We start from the raw sequence: 17,632 nt of genomic DNA, 5'->3' as shown, positions 1-17,632 counted from the left end.
GCGCTGCTGGCTCGTCATTAGATCAGGAGCCTCTGCATGTCGACGTCAAACGCGTTGATCTCTTCCGGTGTTCCTGGGCTGGATGATGTCCTGAAGGGCGGACTCCGGCCGGGCCATCTCTACTTCGTCGAGGGCAACCCGGGTACTGGCAAGACCACCTTCGGACTCCAGTTCTTGCTCGAGGGTGTGCGCCGCGGCGAGCGTTGCCTGCTGATCACCCTCGCCGAGAGTCCGGCTGAGGTTGCCGTGATCGCCGATTCGCACGGTTGGTCGATCGATGGCCTGCAGATGCGCGACCTGATCAGCTCGGACGAGATCCATAGCACGGCGCTGTTCGATCTCACGGAGATCGCGCTCGATGACCGAGTTCAGGCGGCGCTTGCGGAGATGGATGACCTGAAACCGCAGCGCCTCGTCCTCGACACCCTGGCCGCCTTGCGGATCTACAGCGATCAGTCTTCGTTTTTTCGGCGCCACGTCGAGCTCTTCCGCAGCAAGGCCGACGAGCTTGGTACCACCCTGCTGGTCACCGATGAGGCGAGCGGACCCGTGGAGCTGCACCCGCGCAGTCTGGCCTGGGGCATCATCCGCATGGAGCAGCGGGTCAATGACTACGGACCGGGTCGGCGCTGGCTCTGGCTGCCGAAACTGCGCGGCCAGCCCTATGCCGGTGGCTTTCATGATCTGCGTATCGAGACCGGTGGGCTGAGCGTCTTCCCGCGGCTTGAGCCGGGTCGACCGTCGGCGCCAGCGCGCGACGGACTCATCTCGAGCGGCAGCGAACCCCTTGATGCGCTGCTCGGCGGTGGACTCGAGCGCGGCACCAGTGTCGGCGTCATTGGCCCGCCCGGCTGTGGCAAATCGACCCTGGTCAGCAGCTTCGCCATGGCAGCGGCGGAGCGCGGCGAGCGGGTCGCGCTCTATGCCTTCGATGAATCCTTGACCACCTTCCGCAAGCGTGCCCTCAGCCAGGGACTCGATATCGACTCGGCGCTGGACTCGGAGCTGCTGAAGCTGCGCCAGATCGACCCTGGCCAGGTCGCGCCGGGGGAGCTTGCGCGTGAGCTTGCCGGGGAGGTTGACTGTAGCAAGACCCAGATCATCATCATCGACAGCCTCAATGGCTATCTGCAGGCGATGCCGAATGACCCCTCGATCAACCTGCAGGTGCATGACCTGCTGAGCTACCTGAGCGCCCATGGCGCGTTGACCTTGGTCACCCTGGCGCAACCAAGCCCCCTGAATCGGCAAGAAGGCCTCGCGGTCGATCTGAGCTATCTCACCGATACCGTCATCGCCCAGCGCTACTTCGAGGCCTATGGGGCGATTCGTTATGCGCTCTCGGTGATGAAGAAGCGCTATGGCGATCACGAGCGCACCATCCGCGAGTACAAGATCGGTACCGGCGGGATCATCGTCGGCGAGCCGCTGAGCGAATTCCGCGGGGTGCTCACGGGTTTGCCTGAGTATCTCGGCAAGGACAAACCGCTGCTCTGAGTCATGTGCGTGGCAGATCACATCCCCAACGGTACCGAGCGCATCCTGATCTTGGCACCCAGTCCGAATGATGCCTCGCTCTGTGAGCGTTTCCTCCGCCAGGCTCAGCTACAGCCTTATATCTGTGCCGATACCGCCGCCCTGTGCTCAGCGCTGTCGGAGTCTGCCGCAGCCCTGGTGGTCGCAGGTGAGGCGTTGCGCGGTGATGCCGGTGTCTGCATCCGGGAGCAGTTCGCGCAGCAGCAAGAGTGGTCGTCGCTGCCGTTGATCGTGCTCACCCGGCGGCTCGCCAAGACCAGTTTTGAGGCCTTGGACGACTTCGACATCTATGGTCATGTGCGGCTGATCGAGCGGCCTGTGAACAGCACCGTCTTCGTCAATGCGGTGAAGATGGCCCTGCGCGAGCGGCACCAGCAGTATCGGATTCGGGATCTGCTCAACGAACGCGCCGAGCATGTGGCCCAGCGCGATGAGTTCCTAGCAACGCTGGGCCATGAGCTGCGCAACCCGCTCGCGGCGATCATGACCTGTGGCGAGGTCTTGGATTCGCTGCGGTGCGAGGTGCCGCAGGCGACCCGTTGCCTCGATGTGATCGCCACCCAAACGACGCAGATCAAGCGCCTGCTCGACGACCTCTCCGATATCTCGCGCATCGCCCGCCGCAAGCTCAGCCTGCAGTGCGAGCCGCTGGATTTGAGCACCACGCTGCAGGACGTCGTGGTCCAGGTCCAATCGACGCTCGAGGCCAACAACCAACGCCTCGCGCTCGACATCAGCGATGAGCCCATGCCGCTGCTGGCCGACGCCACCCGGCTGCGTCAGATCTTCGCCAACCTGCTGGTCAATGCCAGCCGCTATTCGCCGGCGGAGAGCGAGATTCGGCTCAGCGCCGGCTCGCACGATGGCTTGGCCGAGGTCGGCATCCGCGATCAGGGCGTCGGTATGAGCGCCGAGACCCAGGCGCGTATCTTCGAGCCCTTCTTTCAGGCCCCGCAGCGCGACGGCGAGCCGCAGACCTCGCGCTCCGGGTTGGGGGTGGGGCTGACGCTGGCACGCTCGCTGGTCGAGATGCATGCCGGCTCGATCCACGCCGAGAGCGACGGGCCCGGCCAAGGCAGCCAATTCCGGGTGCTGCTGCCGCTGCAGACAGCACCGTCGACCGAGGCCGGTCGCTCCCTGCAAACGCAGCAAGGGGCAGGGCAGCGAGGGACAGGGCAGCAAGAGCGAGCACAGCAAGGGCCACGACAGCAAGGGGCAGGGCAGCAAGAACCGACACAGCAAGCGCCGGCGCACAGCGCTCCGGACCCGTCGCAACGCATCCTGTTGATCGAGGACAATCTGGACTTCGGCAACGGTCTAAAGCGGCTGCTGGAGCAGCGTGGGCATGATGTAGTGCTCGCGCGCGACGGCCCCGGAGGCCTCAGCGCGGCCGAGTCCCACCGGCCCGACGTGGTGGTGCTCGACATCGGCCTGCCGGGTCTCGACGGCTACGAGGTCGCGACTCGACTGCGCAGGCTCAGGGGCTTCGCCGGCTTGCGGGTGATCGCGGTGACCGGCTTCGGCCGGGAGCTGGACCGCCGCCGCTCCCGCCGCGCCGGCATCGACCGCCACCTGGTCAAGCCGGTCGCAATGCCGGAGCTCGAAGCCGCCATCGCCGGGCGCTAATGCGGTAACGCGCTATCATCGATCAGGAGCCCTATCCATGAACGCTATCGAATTCGATGCGCTGCCAGAGCAGCGCAGTATCCATCTCCCTGAGGAGGTGCCGGACGGCGTGCGCCTGCGTGTGGTTTTGCTCTGGGAGCAGCCAGGGACTAAGGGAGATGATCTCAAGACGCTGTTTGCTAGCACCACCGAGGGATTGACCGATGAGGACTTAGAGCGCCCTCGTGATCTCGGGCGAGATGTCCAATGGGATTTCTGATCGATACCAACGTCTGGTCAGAGCTTCAGAAGGATTGTTTAACCGCGACGTCTTGCCTGGCGATCTCGCTGTTTATCAGGCAACCGCGCCCGTTCCGAGCCAGGTCCGCAGCAGAGTGCCGGCGCCGTAGGCCAGCACCGCGGCGCCGCCGCCGGTGAGTAGGGTCTCGAGACCGGAGCGGAACCGCGACTGATCCAACGCCCAGCCTTTGGTGATGCCGACGCCCAGGAACGCCAGCGAGGTTGCGGCGATGCTGGCGATGAAGGCTTGATCGAGGCTGAGGACGGGTATCGCGAACGGGATCAGCGGGATCGCACCGACGAGCACGAAAGCGGCGAAGGTCGCGGCACCGGATTGCAACGGCTGGCCCGTGTCGCCCGGCTGCAGACCGAACTCCTCTTGGGTGATGGTCTTGGCCCAGAGTTCGGGGTCGGCGGCGATGGTCTCGACGATGCGATCCAGCGTCTCGCCCTCGAAGCCTTTGGCGGCGAAGACCTCGCGCAGCTCCAGGCATTGATGCTCGGGAATCTCCTCGATATGCCGCAATTCCTCACGATGGGCCTGATCGGCGGCCTGGGCATCGCTCTTGGTGCTGAGATAGTTGCTGACCGCCATGCTGAAGCCATCCGCGAGCAGGCTGGCGACGCCCAGAATGATGACCACCAGGCTCGAAAAGCCGCCGCCGACGGCGCCGGCGACGACCGCGAAGCTGGTGATGCCACCGTCGATCGCGCCCAGCACCGCATCGCCGAGGTGCCCGCCACCGCCCTCGGATGCGAGTCGCGCGCGAACCTCGTCCGCATGGTGTGCGCGGGCTAGGTGCCAGCGTGAGCGTTGTCGAGGCTGTTTTGCGGGCATAGCGCGATGTGCTCCTTGGTTGAACCTATTGCTCTTTTAGGTTGAGGACTTGGCAGCGGTTGCCAATCTGCTCCTGGGGGTTATCGCGTCTGCTGCTAGCGGTTCGCTGGCGATGGGTGATGCGATCGGGACGAGCGCTGGCTCCGGATCAGGTGATGCGCCACCAGCTTGCCGAGCTGTACCAGGATCAGCGGCAGCAGCGAGAACCCGAGGATCAGCAGCCATTCGCCAAGGGTTGGGATCTCGATCGAGAGGATCGCCGCCAGCGGCGCGATGTAGGTCGCGACGATCAGCAGCGCAACGCCGATGGCGATCGCGATCCAGACATAGGGATTGCGTGTGACCTCGTTGAGCAGCAGCGGCGACTTGGTGTCGCGCATGTTCAGCACATGCCAAAGCCGGGCGAAGCCGAAGGTCAGGAAGCTGATGGTCACCGCATGGGCGGTGTCGAGCTGCATCGGCCCGAGCGCGATGGCGAAGGCGATCAGGACCGTTGCTGCGATCAGCGCCCCATAGCCGCCGACAGCGGCCCAATGCCGGCGCATCAGGATGGGCTCGTCGGGGGCGCGCGGTGGCTGCTGCATCACGCCGCGCTCGCCAGGACTCAGGCCGAGCGCGAGCGCGGGCATCACATCGGAGACGAAATTGATGTAGAGGATCTGCAGCGGCAGCAAGGGCAGGGGCGCCGCCACCAGCGCCGCCGCTGCCACCGCCATGATCTCGGCGAGATTGCCCGACAGCAGGTAGACGATGAAACGGCGGATGTTGGTGAAGATGGTTCGCCCGTGCTCGATGGCCGCGACCAGGGTCGCGAAGGCATCGTCCTTGAGCACCATATCCGAGGCCTCGCGCGCGACCTCGGTGCCGCGCTGACCCATGGCGATGCCGATGTCGGCCTTCTTCAGGGCCGGCGCATCGTTGACCCCGTCGCCGGTCATGCCGACGATCCAGCCGGCATCCTGATACAGACCGATGAGCTGCAGCTTTTCCTCGGGACTGATGCGCGCGAACACCGAGCGCTCGAGCAGCTCGCGACGCTCGTCGTCATCGAGCTGCTCGAGATCGTCGAGCCGCGCGCCTTCGATCGCCGGCTCGTCGCTGCCAGCGATGCCGATCTCGGCGGCGATGGCCTGCGCCGTGGCGGCATGATCGCCGGTGCCCATCACGATGCGAATGCCAGCCTGCTGGCAGGCCGCAATCACGTCCTGGATGCCGCGGCGGGGTGGGTCGTAGAGGCCGGCCAGGCCGATCAGGGTCAGCCGTTGATAGGGGTCTTCGTCCTCGCGCTCGGCTTGGCGTTGTGCCAGCGCCAGCACCCGCAGCCCGTCGGCGGCAAGCGCCTCGCTGCGCTGGCGCCAGTGTTCGCGCGCCGCATCGTCGAGCGCGGTCTCGCCGTCCGCGGTGAGGACCTGGTCGCAGACGTCGAGCACCGACTCCGGCGCGCCTTTGACGGCGATCCGGAAGCCGTCATCGCTTTGATGGACGGTCGCCATCATCTTCAGGTCGGGATCGAAGCTGATCTCGCGCTGCTCTGGCCAACGCTCGAGCAGCTCAGGGCGGTGGAGGCCGGCGAGTGCCGCGGCTTCCAGTAGGGAGACCTCGGTGGGGTCGCCAGTGGCGCCGAAGATGGCATCGGCTTTGGCGCTGCCGCCAGCATCAGCTTTCGTATTCTCGCCAGCGGAAGCATGGACGTTGGCGCCAGCGTCGGCCTTGGCATTGGCGTTGGTCTTGGCATCGCCACCAGCCTCGGCTGTTGCAGTCTCGCCAGCGGGAGTATCGGCGCTGCCGTCCGCGGCAGCGCGCGCATCGGAATTGTCTGCGATTGCTTGGCTCCCAAGCTCGGCGTTGTTGCAAAGGGCTCCGGTCTCGAGGGCGGCGCGCGCGGCCGGCTCATTGGCCAGGTCCAGGGCTTTTCCGTCGATCGTGATCCGGGTGCCGGCCCTCGCTTCTCCGTCGGCTCTGGCGTCGCCGCCGCCTCTGCCTTCTTCACGCTGGCTCTCATCTCGACGGCCGCCTTCGTCTTGACGGCGGTGTTCGTCTTGACCGCGGCCTTCGGTCGCTTGCGTCGTCGTCTGGCCTGGGCGCTCGAAGCGCAGGGTGCCTTGCTCGAGGGCCAGCTGCGCCAGCACCATCCGGTTCTCGGTGAGGGTGCCGGTCTTGTCGGTGAAGATCAGACTTGCGGCACCGAGCGTCTCCACTGCTGAGAGCCGTTTCACCACCGCGTTGCGCCGCGCCATCTGGCGCATGCCCTGGGCCAAGGCCAGGGTCGCGACCACGGGCAGTCCCTCGGGGACCGCGGCGATGGCCAGTGCGATGGCCGTCTCCAGCATCACGAACAGCTCCTTGCCGGCGATCAGACCCGCGCCGGCGACCACCACCGCGATCGCCAGCGTCAGCCAGACCAGCCGCCGGCCAAGGCGATCGAGGCGCTTCTCCAGCGGGGTCGCCGATTGCTCCGCCTGTGCCACCAGATCCGAGATGTGGCCCAGCTCCGTATCCATGCCGGTGGCAACGACGACGCCGCTGCCCGAGCCTTGGGTCACGGCGGTGCCCTTGTAGGCCATGTTGTAGCGCTCGCCAAGCGGCGGCGCTTTGCCTGTCGTTTCTTCCGAAGAGCCTAGCTTCCTGTCTTCTATTGCATCTTCCCTGATATCTTCTTCCTCATTGCCTTCCCCGGTGCCGCTCTTTACGTTGTCCTTCTCCTCTGGCCCGGCTTCTGAGGCGGAATCGATCGCCTCGGTTCGCTTGTCGACCGGCACCGACTCGCCGGTCAGCGCGGCCTCATCGCATTGCAGCCGATTCGCCTCGAGCAGGCGCAGGTCGGCCGGCACCAGGTCGCCGGCATCGAGCAGCACGATGTCGCCGGGTACCAGCTCATCGGCCGAGATCTCGCGGCTGTGGCCCTCACGCAGCACCCGCGTCTGGGTCTTGCCCATGCGCTGCAGGGCCTCCATCGCACGCGTCGCCCGCAGCTCCATCACGAAGCCGATAATGGTGTTGACCAGGATCGCGGCACCAATGGCGATGGCCTCGATGACCTGCCCGAACAGCAGCGCCGCACCAGAGGCCGCCAGCAACAGCAGCACGACGATGCTGGCGAGCTGATCGATCAGGATGCGCCAGGCCGGGCGCGAGCGCGTCTGGCGCAGCGCATTGCGGCCATACTGCTCGCGCCGCTTGCGCACCTCGGCTTCGGAGAGGCCGTGGTCGGCATCGCTGTCGACTTGCTCGAGCGCGCCCTCTGGCTGTTGTCGGTAGAACGCAGTCATTGGTACAGACGGGCTGCCTCGCGCACCATTTGGGCGGCATAGCCCCATTCGTTGTCATACCAGGCCATCACCTTGACCAGGTCACCGTCGACGACGCGGGTCAAGCCCAGGTCGACGATCGAGGCGTGTGCGTCCTGGATGACGTCGGAGGAGACGATCGGCTCCTCGATGATCGACAGGACCTTCGAGTAACGGGGGTTCAGCGACTCCTCCATGAAGACCTTGTTGACCTCCTCGCGCGAGGTTGCCCGGCTGGTGACGAAGGTGATATCCGCCAGCGAGCCCACCGCAACCGGCGCTCGCACAGCGAGTCCATCGAACTCGATCGGATGCTCCCCGAGCACGCGGTTGGTGGCCTCGGCCGCGCCGGTGCTGGTGGGCACCAGGTTGATCGCTGCGGCCCGGCCGCGCTCCATGCGCTTGGAGGGCGCATCGACCGTCTCCTGAGTCGAGGTGTAGGCATGCACGGTCGTCATCATGGCCTTGGCGACGCCGATGCGCCGCTGCATGACCTCGGTCACTGGCGCGATGCAGTTGGTGGTGCAGCTGGCGCAGGAGAAGATCGGCGCGGTGCCGGCGTCATTGACGCCCGGGACGATCATCGGAATGCTCTCGTCCTTGGCTGGAGCGGAGAGCATGACCTTACGGGCGCCGGCCTCAAGGTGGCGTTGCAGGGCGTCCCGGTCCCGGAACGCGCCGGTGCACTCGAAGACCAGATCGACGTCCAGATCCTTCCAGGGTGACAGCAACGGGTCCTCGTGGTTAGACAGCGGGATGTGCTGGCCATCGATGACCAGTTGACCGTCTTGGCTGGCGACCTCGTGCGTCGAGCGCCCGTACACCGAATCGTAGCGAAGCAGGTAGGCGAGCTGCTCATGGTCGGCCAGATCGTTGACGCCGATCAGCTCGAGGCTGGGCTCCTCCATCACCAGCTTCAGGGTGGCGCGTCCGATGCGCCCGAGTCCATTGATTGCGATTCTTGCCATGGTCTTGACTCCTCAGGATTGGGTGGGCTCAGGTCAGGATTGCGTTGGCTCAGGATTAGATGGGCTTAGGATTGCTTGGGCTTAGGATTGCTTGGGGCTCGGCTGATGCTCGTGGGTCTGGACCTGCGAGCGCAGTTGTTCCAGGTCTTGCTTGCGGTACAGATTGGCATCGCGCGTCTTGACTGCAGCCGCTGCGGCGGCAACGCCATCGCGGGCTGCGTCGGACAGCGTGCCGTCTTGGGTCAGCCGATGGATCAAGGCGCTGACGAAGCTGTCACCAGCCCCCATCGGGGCTCGGCCTTGCACCGACGGTGGCTGCAGGTGCAGACGCAGGCCATCGCTAGCAAGCACCGCTCCTTGGCTGCCCAAGGTGACGACGATGGCCTCAGCGGCCCCTTGGTCGAGCAGCGCTTCCATGCCGGCGAGATAGGCCTCAGGCTCCTCGCGCTCGACCTTGAACAGCTGGTGGCATTCGTGACGGTTGGGCTTGATCAGGAACAACGGCGGCTGGGCGCGCAGGGTGGCATCGAGCGTTGGCGCCGCGGTGTCGAGCACCACCCGGATACCGCGCTGCGAGACGCGTTGAGCCACCTCGGCATAGAAGTCCGCGGGCACGCCGGGTGGCAGACTGCCACTGAGCACCAGATAACGAGGCGCTGGGGCGATCGCCTCGAGCGCTTCGGGAACGGCCTGCCAGTCGCGCTCGGCAAGCTGGGGACCGGGAAACACCAGATGGAAGACCCGAGGGGATTCGAGGTGCGGTGCCTGCTCTGCCAAGGAGAGATTCTCGCGGATGTCGCCGTCGATCGGCAGCGATTGGGTGCGGATGCCAGCCTGCTCCAGCAGACCATCAAGTCGTTGGCCGGTGGCTCCGCCGGACGGATAGACTGCGAGCACATCGGTGCCGAGCCGATGCAGCCCTCGGGCAACGTTGATGCCGCCGCCGCCGGGCGTGCGGCGCGGCAGACTGCAGCGTGTCTTCTGCCCAGGCTTCAGCTGCTCGGTCTCGCTACTCAGATCGAGCGCCGGGTTCATGGTCAGAGTGACGACGTCGGGCATCCCGGATCTCCATGATGAGGTTCACGTGAGGTTCACGATGACGTTGCGTTGATGCGATGCGCCTGGCTGCCGGCATGGGCTGCTCGGGTCCCGTTAGGTTGCCTTGGTCCCCTTGAGCCTTGGTCCCTTTGAAAGGGATCAGCCCATGCGCGCTCTCGCCCTCGCGTTGTGCTATCTCGACTCAAGTCAAGCAGAATGCATGCCATCCGTGGCTTTTCTGAGCCGGCCGGTCATCGGTGCCATCCCGCTCGGAGTGATCGTTGCCGTGCTCGGGCCTTGGCGCTGAGCGAGAGGGCGCGAGTGAGGGCGGCTTACGGAGTCGTTGCTGCCTTGCTCTGACCTTGGCCCTGGCCGCAGCGGGGCCGACTGCTGAACGACGGTCGAACCGAGGCCTGTCAGCGAAGCGGCACGAGGCCTATCAGCGAAGCGGCGTGGTTGTTTTCGCCCGACAGACGTTTAAAACCCCCACGACTGTCATCAGTCGCCATCCCAGGTGTTTCCCAGGCTTGAGCTGCTGAGCGGCTGAGCTGACATGGGCAAGGGGTGAGCAAACGCGATCAGGGCCGACTAGCAGGGGCGGCTAGCCGTGCGCATTCTTGTTCTTGGCGTGCTCGATCGAGCCAACCGAGCCATGGCGCCTGGGTGCGCTTTCGGGTCAGCTTCGGAATGGCTTCCGGCTCAACAGAGTCTCCTCAGCAGATGGACGCTGGCACGCACCGTGCTGGACGCTGGCACGCGCCGTGCTATCAGCGAGCGTGCCGTGGTCTCCGTCACGGTCACCCCGGCACATCCTGCAACTGACACAACCTGCAACTAACACAACCTGATGAGGAGCCAGCCATGTCTGTCGCCAAGATTATTGAGATCACCGCCGAGTCGACCGAAAGCTTCGAGCGCGCGATTCGCACTGGCATCGAAGAGGCGAGCAAGCGCCTCAAGAACATCGAAGGGGCCTGGGTCAAGGAGCAAAAGGTCGTGGTCAACGACGGCAAGATCACCGGCTTTCGCGTCGATATGAAGGTGACCTTCGTCATGGAATGAGCCGGTCTTCGCCGAGGCGTGCTGCACATCCGGATGCAGCGATCGGAGCAGGGCAAGCCGCGGCAGATTCGCCTGCAGTGAGTCTGCCGACAGGCTGAAGCGCCGAGCAGGAAGCAGGAGAGCACCTGGCCTATGGCCGACTGAGCCGTTGCTAGGCGCTCTCTTGGTGACTGATCTCACCCCCGGATCACCCAGATGCGCCGCCCAGCCGGACTGCTGACCTCTTCGGCGCCGGTGCGCTCGGCGATCGGCGGCTGGCCGCCGCGGCGGTCGAAGATGATCAACCAGCCGCTGTCCAGGCCCAGGCCGGCCAGGTAGCCATCGAGCTGCTTGAGGCCCTGCGCGCAGGGATCGGGGCGCCCATCACGCCAGACCTTCAGCTCCAGGCCAAGCGTCGTCTCGCCATAGCGCAGGTAGAGATCCATGCGCCCGGCGCCGATCGCATACTCGCGCTCCAGGCTGCCTCCACCATTGATCACCCGGTGTAAAAAGGCCATCAGCACCAGATGCGGGGCGATCTCGGCATAGGGCGCGCTGCACAACAGGGGCTCGCCGTGCTGGCGCCAGAACGCGAGGAAGGCGGTCAAGAGTCGCTCGGGATCGAGCCGGCCTTGAGCATCGAGCCAGGTCGGGGCGATGCGCGGCAGCGAATCCTGCGGACCCGATGCCAGCATGCGCGGCAGCACTTCCCGATAGATGGGATTGGCCACCTCGAGGCCACCGCCTTGGGCGCGTCGCAACAGGCCAAGATCGACCAGATAATCGCGATCCTCCAGGGGCAGGTTGCCCAGCAGCTCGCCGGCTAGCATCGGCTCGATGATGCGCCGCACCCGCTCCTCGCGCAGTTTGTCGGCGAGCTGATCGAGATGGGTGACGCGCTCGAGGATCATCGACTCCTTGGCTGCATCGATCATCGCGGCGCTGATGGGCCGGCTGCGGTCACGGCCCTCGGGCTGCTCGAAACAGGTCCGATCGGCCAGCGCATTGACCAGCCAAGGCTGGCCGCAGGTCAGCTCCCAGACCCGTGCGAGCGCCTCGGGGGTGAAGGCCTGGCCGGTCTCCTGGGTGTGCTCCTCGAGTAGCGTGCGGGTTTCCGCGGCGGAGAAGTCCCCCAGGCGCAGCGATTTGGCCTTGATGTTGAAGGCGCTGCCGCCGGTGATGGGCGCCGGCTCGGAGCGGGCGTGGATGCGGTAGTCGCGCAGATCGCGCACGCCGCAGAGCATGACGGTCTGCGGAAACGGCAGCGCTGGGCGCTGGGTGTAGCCGGTGCGCAACTGCCGCAGCAGTGAGACCAGGGTGTCGCCGACCAGGGCATCGACCTCGTCGAGCAGCAACACGATGGGGCGCTCAGCGGCGGCGCTCCAGCGTGTGAGCATGCCGCTGAGCGCGCCGTGTGCGCCTTGCTCGGCTAAGGCTTCGTCAAGCCACTCGAATAGGCGTGTCTCGCCCAGGATGCCGCGTGCCGAGGCGCCGATGGCACCGCAGATGGCACGCATACCACTCGCAACATCCTCGCGCACGGTCTGGGCTGTTTCGATGTTGACGTAGAGTGCCTGATAGACGCCTTCGCGATTGAGATGCTCCATCAGCGCAAGCATGCAGCTCGTCTTTCCGGTCTGGCGCGGGGCATGCAGCAGGAAATACTTCTGGCGCTCGATGAGCCCGAGAATCTCATCCAGATCCCAGCGCACGAGCGGCGGCAGGCAGTAATGTTGGGCGCAGTGGACCGGCCCTTCGGTGTTGAAAAAGCGCATGCGGGCGAGGCTCCGGCGGCATGGGACTGGGTGCCCAAGCATAGCAGGCTCGGACTTGGGCTCGGGTTCGGGTTCGGGCGCCGCCGCCGCAAGTCTCTAAGCGTCTTCAGAGCCGGCACCCAGGGCGCGGACCCGCTCCTGAATTGCGCTCATCAGCGCGATTGCGTGGCGCATGGCCGGCCTCGTCATTGTCGAACCAGCAGTAGGTGTCCAGGCCGCGATCGGCCCAGCCTTGCAAGGTCTCGGCCCATCGCTCGAGCGCCTGATCGGAGTAGCGGCCGCGATAGGGGCCGTTGGGTCCATGCAGGCGCAGATAGACGAAGTCGGCGGTGAGATGCGGCGCGGTCTCGTAGCCATCGAGGTCATAGATGCACAAGTTTCTGGCCAATGGCAGGATCAAGCGCAGAGATTGAAATGAGAGACCGCGCAGAACCCGAGCACCAGCATTGACGATCAGCGCGACAAGGCTGGGGATCACGGGCGTCATCGGGGCATATTCCCCGTCGGCGGGGCAAATGCGCCACCGCACCTCAGCAAGTGACCGCCCACAACGGGGGATCACAGCTATCAGGACACCGCCTCACAGCGGGCAAATGTCGGCATGTGATCTGCATGGCCAGCAGGCGGAGGCATCGCATGACTGTATTTGCGAACTCGCCAAGTGGCCACTGCCGACGATGATCGTCGTACCAGACAGCGGGAGGACAGATGGCACGCATGAGCACGGCCTTCGTGGCGCTGGCGGCGCTGTGCTGGGGGCTTGCAGGCGGGATCGGTGGGATGCTGATGGCCGAGGGTTGGGGTCCGGCGGTGGTGTCGTTCTATCGCGGCGCGATCGGGCTTCTGTTTGTGCTCGCTTGGCTCCTCGTGTGCCCGGGTGGCAGCGGACTGGCGCGTCCCCGCCTCTGGGGCTGGTCGGTGGTTGCCGGTCTCGGGGTGGCCGGTAACTTCTTCTTCTATCTCACCAGTCTCGCCGAAGGCAGCATCGCGGTGGCGGCGACGCTGATGTATTGTGCCCCGGTGTTCGTCTACCTTCTGTCCTTCGCGCTGAAACTGGAACGACCCACGCCGTCAAAGTGGGTTTCGATGGCCCTAGTCCTGCTCGGCATCCTGCTCCTGACGGGGGTCTACGAGACTGGCGCGAACGACATCACGCTGCTCGGCATCGTCACGGGGCTGTTGGCAGGGGTGTCCTACGCGGTCTTCATCTTCGGCTTCAAGCGGGCTGCGGCCCACGGCAGTCCACAGGCCATCCTCTCGATCGCGTTTGCGCTCCTCGTCATCGTGCTCGCCTGGGGCGGCGATACGGGCGAAAAGGCGGCCGTGCTGACCTCCACGCGTTGGCCGCTCTTCGCGACGCTGGGCGTGCTCGGCGCAGGGCTATCATTCACCCTCTATATCCTGGGACTCAGGGCGACGCCACCGACCGTCGCCTCGATCGTCGCCATGGTGGAGCCGATCACCGCTGCGCTGTTCGGCGTGGCCCTGTTGAGCCAGGACCTGAGCGGGCTACAGGTCCTGGGTATGGGGCTGATCCTGGTCGCGGTCACCACGCTTGGCGCGAAAGAGGGTGGCAGCCAGCGTCAGACGCGATGGGTGACCAGGCCCTTGAGCCGTTGGCGGTCTTCTGGCGCAAGACCGTCGAACGCTGCCAGCATCAGGACACCGCCTCGAAGCCGGAAACCACATCGAGCAGCTCGCTGGTAATCTGCTCTTGGCGCACGCGGCGGAAGCGACCGGTGACCTCCTCGAGCCGTTCGTCGATGTTCTTCTCAGCGGCCTGCATCGCCGCCAGGCGACCGCCGTGCTCGGCGGCGAGCGACTCGGCAAGGGCGCGAAACAGCATGAAGAAGTAGTGCTGGCGCAGCAGATGCCGCAGCAGAGCAGGTTGCGGCATCAGCGCTTGCGGGAGCTGCCGTGATGGCCAGGGGCGCTGGGCGAAGCGCTGAAAGCGTTCTCGATCGAAAGGGAACAGCTGCTGCCGTGTCGGCTCATAGCCGCTGCGACCGCTTGGGCGGTTGTGGAACAGCTCGACCCGGTCGACGCCCTGTGCCCGCCAGTCATCGACGCGCAAGAGCACCCGTTGCACCACGGCCGTGATCCCGGCCGCCGAGCTCGGCACCTGCATCCATTCCAGTTGGCTCTGCTGATCCAGCAGCGGCAGTAGGCGCTCGCCGACGGCGAGCCAGTGCATCGCCTTGGGGGCCTGCTCGCCGCGGGCCTGCTCGCCGGGTGATTGTTCCGATGCTTGCTCCGATGCCTGTTCCGATGCTTGCTCCGACACATGTTCCAACGCCTGCTCGGCAATGACTTCATTGAAGCGGCCGCAGAGTCCATGATCGGTGCCAAAGACGATGACGGCTGCCGCACCGGTCCCGCTGGCGCTGCGATCAGGCAAGGCCTGAAGACCGTCGCGGAGCGCGACCTGCAAGCCGAGCTGAATGCAGTGCTCGGAATCGGCCAAGGTGTCGGCTGCACGCTCATACTGACGGATGCTGACCGCCGAGAGTGCCTTCATGGTGCGAACGATCTGCTGCAGATCGCCAAGGCTCTGAATCCGTTGCTGCAGGGCTTGGGGAGATTCCATGCGGTCAATCGTCCTCGGTCAGCCCGCTGACAGCGTCAGCGGCGGCCGTGTCGAGCTGTTCCCAGTCCGGCTCGTCCAGGTCTTCACCGGCATCGATCCGCGCGCAGATCTCAGGCAGCGAGGAGCGCACGTGCTCGCGGATGCGTTGCTCGGCATCGACGACGCGCTCGGTCGGCACCGCATCGAGGTGGCCCTCATTGGTCGCTAGCAGCACCGCGACCTGCTCGCTCGCGCGCAAGGGCTGCCCAGCCGGCTGACGCAGGATCTGCCGGACGCGCCGTCCACGCTCGATGCGTTGACGGGTGCGCTCGTCGAGCCGGGTCGCAAAGCGCGCGAAGGTCTCGAGCTCCTCGAACTGGGTATAGGCGAGGCGCAGATCGCCAGCGACTTGGCGAAAGGTCGGATACTGGGTCTTGCCGCCGACGCGCGAGACCGAGCGCCCGACATCGATGGCCGGCAGCAGTCCCTTGCGGAAGAGGGTCGGCGAGAGATAGATCTGGCCATCGGTGATCGAGATCAGGTTGGTGGGGATATAGGCGGAGATGTCCTGGGCCTGGGTCTCGACGATCGGCAGTGCGGTGAGCGAGCCGCCGCCGAGCTCCTCGCGCAGGTGCGTGGCGCGCTCGAGCAGCCGCGAGTGGATGTAGAAGATGTCGCCCGGGTAGGCCTCACGCCCTGGTGGGCGGCGCAGCAACAGCGACAGCTCTCGATAGGCGCGGGCGTGGCGGGTCAGATCGTCGTAGACGATCAGCACATCGCGGCCCTGTTGCATGAAGTATTCGCCCATCGCCGTCGCCGCATAGGGCGTGATGTACTGCAGCCCGGGCGCATCCTCACCGGAGGCACTGACCACGATGCTATGCGCGAGCGCGCCGCTGCTGCGCAGCGCGTCGACCGCGCGGGCCACCGCGGTGCCGCGTTGGCCAATCGCGCAGTAGATGCAGAGCACATCCTTGTCGCGCTGGTTGATGATGGTGTCGACGGCGACGGTGGTCTTGCCGCTCTGGCGGTCGCCGACGATCAGCTCGCGTTGGCCGCGGCCGATCGGGATCATCGCGTCGACGGCCTTGATCCCACTCTCGAGTGGGGTGGAGACCGGCGCGCGCTCCATGATCGCCGGTGCCGGTCGTTCTACTGGCTGGCGCTCACTGGTCGACAGCGGCCCGCCGTCATCCAGGGGACGGCCGGTGGCATCGATCACGCGCCCGATCAAGGCCTCGCCGACCGGGGTGTCGGCCTGGCGTCCGGTCGCCTGCACCTGAGCACCAGGCGTGAGGCGATCACCGTGATCGAGCAGGACGATGCCGAGCTCGTGCTCGTCGAGGTTGACGGCCAGGCCGAGCACGCCGTCGGGGAAGCGCACCAGTGCTTCGGCGCCCAGCGTCGGCAGTCCGCGCACCCGGGCGATACCGCCGCCGACCTCGAGCAGGGTGCCGATCTCGCTGAGCTCGGGTTGGAGCTCGAGCGAGTCGATCGCTGTGTGGACCTGGTCGAAGCTCGTGTCCAGCGTGCGTTGGAGCATAAAGTGGTCTCTGCAGCCTGAAAGCGTTTCCAGCGGCGTCATCCCCGCTGCATACTCGACGATTGAGCGCTAGACGCTAAGCGCTAGGCGCTAAGCCGGTGTCGCGCCGATGGCGTTGTCGAGGCGTTCTTCAAAGCGGTCGAGATAGTCGGCGAGGGTCCAGCCAAGCCGTTGGCCACCGACGCGAAACTCGATCCCGCACAGCAGCTGCGATGACTCCTGATAAGCGACTTCGCGCTGTTCGCCGAGCTGTTGCTGGATCGCCTCGGTGAGCTGTCGTCGCTGCGACTCGGCCAGTGCAAAACGGGTGTTGATCTGGACCTGCTCGCTCGCCGAGGCATTCGCCAACTGCTGACGCACGTCCTCGTCCAGCGCGTCCAACCTGGCGATGAGCTGATGCACCATCTGCGCCTCCAGCTCGACATCGGCCAAGTCGGTCAGGGCCTTGCGCGCCAGCTGTTCGAAGCCTGCTGTGGTCTCACGCCGCAGACCCTCGAGAAACCGGTCCTTCTCATCCTCGGCTTGCTGTTGCCAACGCTGGCGGCTGGCCTCGCGCTCGTCGCGGGCCTCATCCAGCAGCTGTTGACGCTCCTGCTCGGCCTTCTCGCGCGCCTCTTGCATGAGCTTGTCGCGCTGCTGATCGAGCTGCTCGAGGCGCTGATGCAGGCGTTCGCGCTCGTGCTCGGCCTGCGCCTCACGCTCGCGGCTCTGTTGCAGCCGATCCTCAACCCGCTGCTCGCGGCGCGCCATCGCAGCGGTGACCGGTTTGTAGAGAAAACGCTTCAGCAAGTAGACCAGGATCAGGAAATTGACCACTTGCGCGGCGACCGTGAGCCAGTCGATCTGCATGGTCTCAGCCTCCGGCGATGACGTGGTCCCAGAACGGGTTGGCGAAGATCAGGATCATCGAGACCACGAAGCAATAGATCGCGGTCGACTCGATCATCGCCAGACCGACGAAGAGCGTGCGCGTGATGTTGGCCGATTCATCGGGCTGCTGAGCCATGGCGCTCAGGGCCTGGGCCACTGCGCGGCCTTCGCCGAGCGCCGGGCCGATCGCGCCGATGCCAATCGTGAGTCCGGCGCTGAGTGCCGAAACCATGCCAATGAGGGCGATACTGTCCATAAGGCCTCC

At 65.7% G+C, this 17,632-nt stretch carries 15 protein-coding genes; 5 read left to right on the top strand and 10 right to left on the bottom strand.

Going from position 1 to position 17,632, the window contains the following annotated elements; genetic code table 11:
- The first annotated feature begins 36 nt into the window (after positions 1–36).
- From CKO42_RS12820 to CKO42_RS12810, 3 genes are read left to right on the top strand one after another with little or no spacing between them, the layout of a single operon-like run.
- Positions 37–1,497 carry an ATPase domain-containing protein gene (locus tag CKO42_RS12820; RefSeq protein WP_200244523.1) on the top strand — a complete coding sequence of 487 codons (1,461 nt, stop codon included), beginning with the start codon at positions 37–39 and terminating at the stop codon, positions 1,495–1,497.
- 9 nt (positions 1,498–1,506) lie between these two features.
- Entirely contained in the window at positions 1,507–3,162 is a 1,656-nt protein-coding gene (locus CKO42_RS12815) for a response regulator (protein WP_200244521.1), read from the top strand.
- 37 nt (positions 3,163–3,199) lie between these two features.
- Entirely contained in the window at positions 3,200–3,421 is a 222-nt protein-coding gene (locus CKO42_RS12810; RefSeq protein ID WP_200244519.1) for a hypothetical protein, read from the top strand.
- A 75-nt stretch (positions 3,422–3,496) separates the two neighbouring features.
- Here the strand turns inward: CKO42_RS12810 and CKO42_RS12805 are convergent, their stop codons facing one another.
- The 4 genes from CKO42_RS12805 to CKO42_RS12790 form a co-directional block, all read right to left on the bottom strand.
- Positions 3,497–4,279, bottom strand: coding sequence for a VIT1/CCC1 transporter family protein (locus CKO42_RS12805; protein WP_200244517.1), 783 nt, complete (start codon positions 4,277–4,279; stop codon positions 3,497–3,499).
- 95 nt (positions 4,280–4,374) lie between these two features.
- The gene (locus CKO42_RS12800) at positions 4,375–7,548 is read right to left on the bottom strand and encodes a cation-translocating P-type ATPase (RefSeq protein ID WP_200244516.1); all 3,174 of its coding nucleotides are present in this window, start codon (positions 7,546–7,548) and stop codon (positions 4,375–4,377) included.
- The gene (locus CKO42_RS12795; RefSeq protein WP_200244515.1) at positions 7,545–8,534 is read right to left on the bottom strand and encodes a type I glyceraldehyde-3-phosphate dehydrogenase; all 990 of its coding nucleotides are present in this window, start codon (positions 8,532–8,534) and stop codon (positions 7,545–7,547) included. The genes CKO42_RS12800 and CKO42_RS12795 overlap by 4 nt, the downstream gene beginning before the upstream one ends.
- A gap of 81 nt (positions 8,535–8,615) precedes the next feature.
- Entirely contained in the window at positions 8,616–9,593 is a 978-nt protein-coding gene (locus CKO42_RS12790; protein WP_200244514.1) for a 1-phosphofructokinase family hexose kinase, read from the bottom strand.
- Between the two features lie 840 nt (positions 9,594–10,433).
- Between CKO42_RS12790 and CKO42_RS12785 the strand changes: the two genes are divergently transcribed.
- Positions 10,434–10,634, top strand: coding sequence for a dodecin family protein (locus CKO42_RS12785; RefSeq protein WP_200244513.1), 201 nt, complete (start codon positions 10,434–10,436; stop codon positions 10,632–10,634).
- 176 nt (positions 10,635–10,810) lie between these two features.
- Here the strand turns inward: CKO42_RS12785 and CKO42_RS12780 are convergent, their stop codons facing one another.
- Positions 10,811–12,388 carry an AAA-like domain-containing protein gene (locus CKO42_RS12780; protein ID WP_200244512.1) on the bottom strand — a complete coding sequence of 526 codons (1,578 nt, stop codon included), beginning with the start codon at positions 12,386–12,388 and terminating at the stop codon, positions 10,811–10,813.
- Between the two features lie 106 nt (positions 12,389–12,494).
- Positions 12,495–12,875: a DUF72 domain-containing protein gene (locus CKO42_RS12775; RefSeq protein ID WP_200244511.1), complete on the bottom strand. Its 381-nt coding sequence runs from the start codon at positions 12,873–12,875 to the stop codon at positions 12,495–12,497.
- 221 nt (positions 12,876–13,096) lie between these two features.
- Between CKO42_RS12775 and CKO42_RS12770 the strand changes: the two genes are divergently transcribed.
- Entirely contained in the window at positions 13,097–14,095 is a 999-nt protein-coding gene (locus CKO42_RS12770) for a DMT family transporter (RefSeq protein WP_200244510.1), read from the top strand.
- Here the strand turns inward: CKO42_RS12770 and CKO42_RS12765 are convergent.
- The 4 genes from CKO42_RS12765 to CKO42_RS12750 form a co-directional block, all read right to left on the bottom strand.
- Positions 14,046–14,975, bottom strand: a complete 930-nt coding sequence (locus CKO42_RS12765) for a F0F1 ATP synthase subunit gamma (protein ID WP_200244508.1) — start codon at positions 14,973–14,975, stop codon at positions 14,046–14,048. The genes CKO42_RS12770 and CKO42_RS12765 overlap by 50 nt on opposite strands.
- 4 nt (positions 14,976–14,979) lie before the next feature.
- Positions 14,980–16,497 (bottom strand): alternate F1F0 ATPase, F1 subunit alpha, encoded by a 1,518-nt coding sequence (locus tag CKO42_RS12760; RefSeq protein ID WP_200244507.1) that lies wholly within the window; start codon positions 16,495–16,497, stop codon positions 14,980–14,982.
- A 90-nt stretch (positions 16,498–16,587) separates the two neighbouring features.
- On the bottom strand, positions 16,588–17,346 hold the full coding sequence (locus CKO42_RS12755; protein ID WP_200244506.1) for a F0F1 ATP synthase subunit delta: 759 nt from the start codon (positions 17,344–17,346) through the stop codon (positions 16,588–16,590).
- 4 nt (positions 17,347–17,350) lie between these two features.
- Positions 17,351–17,623 (bottom strand): F0F1 ATP synthase subunit C, encoded by a 273-nt coding sequence (locus CKO42_RS12750; protein WP_200244505.1) that lies wholly within the window; start codon positions 17,621–17,623, stop codon positions 17,351–17,353.
- Between the last annotated feature and the right edge of the window lie 9 nt (positions 17,624–17,632).

The sequence above is a fragment of the Lamprobacter modestohalophilus genome (genome assembly GCF_016583905.1).
GTDB classification, from domain to species: Bacteria; Pseudomonadota; Gammaproteobacteria; order Chromatiales; family Chromatiaceae; genus Lamprobacter; species Lamprobacter modestohalophilus.
This window is presented reverse-complemented; position numbering and strand designations above follow the sequence as displayed.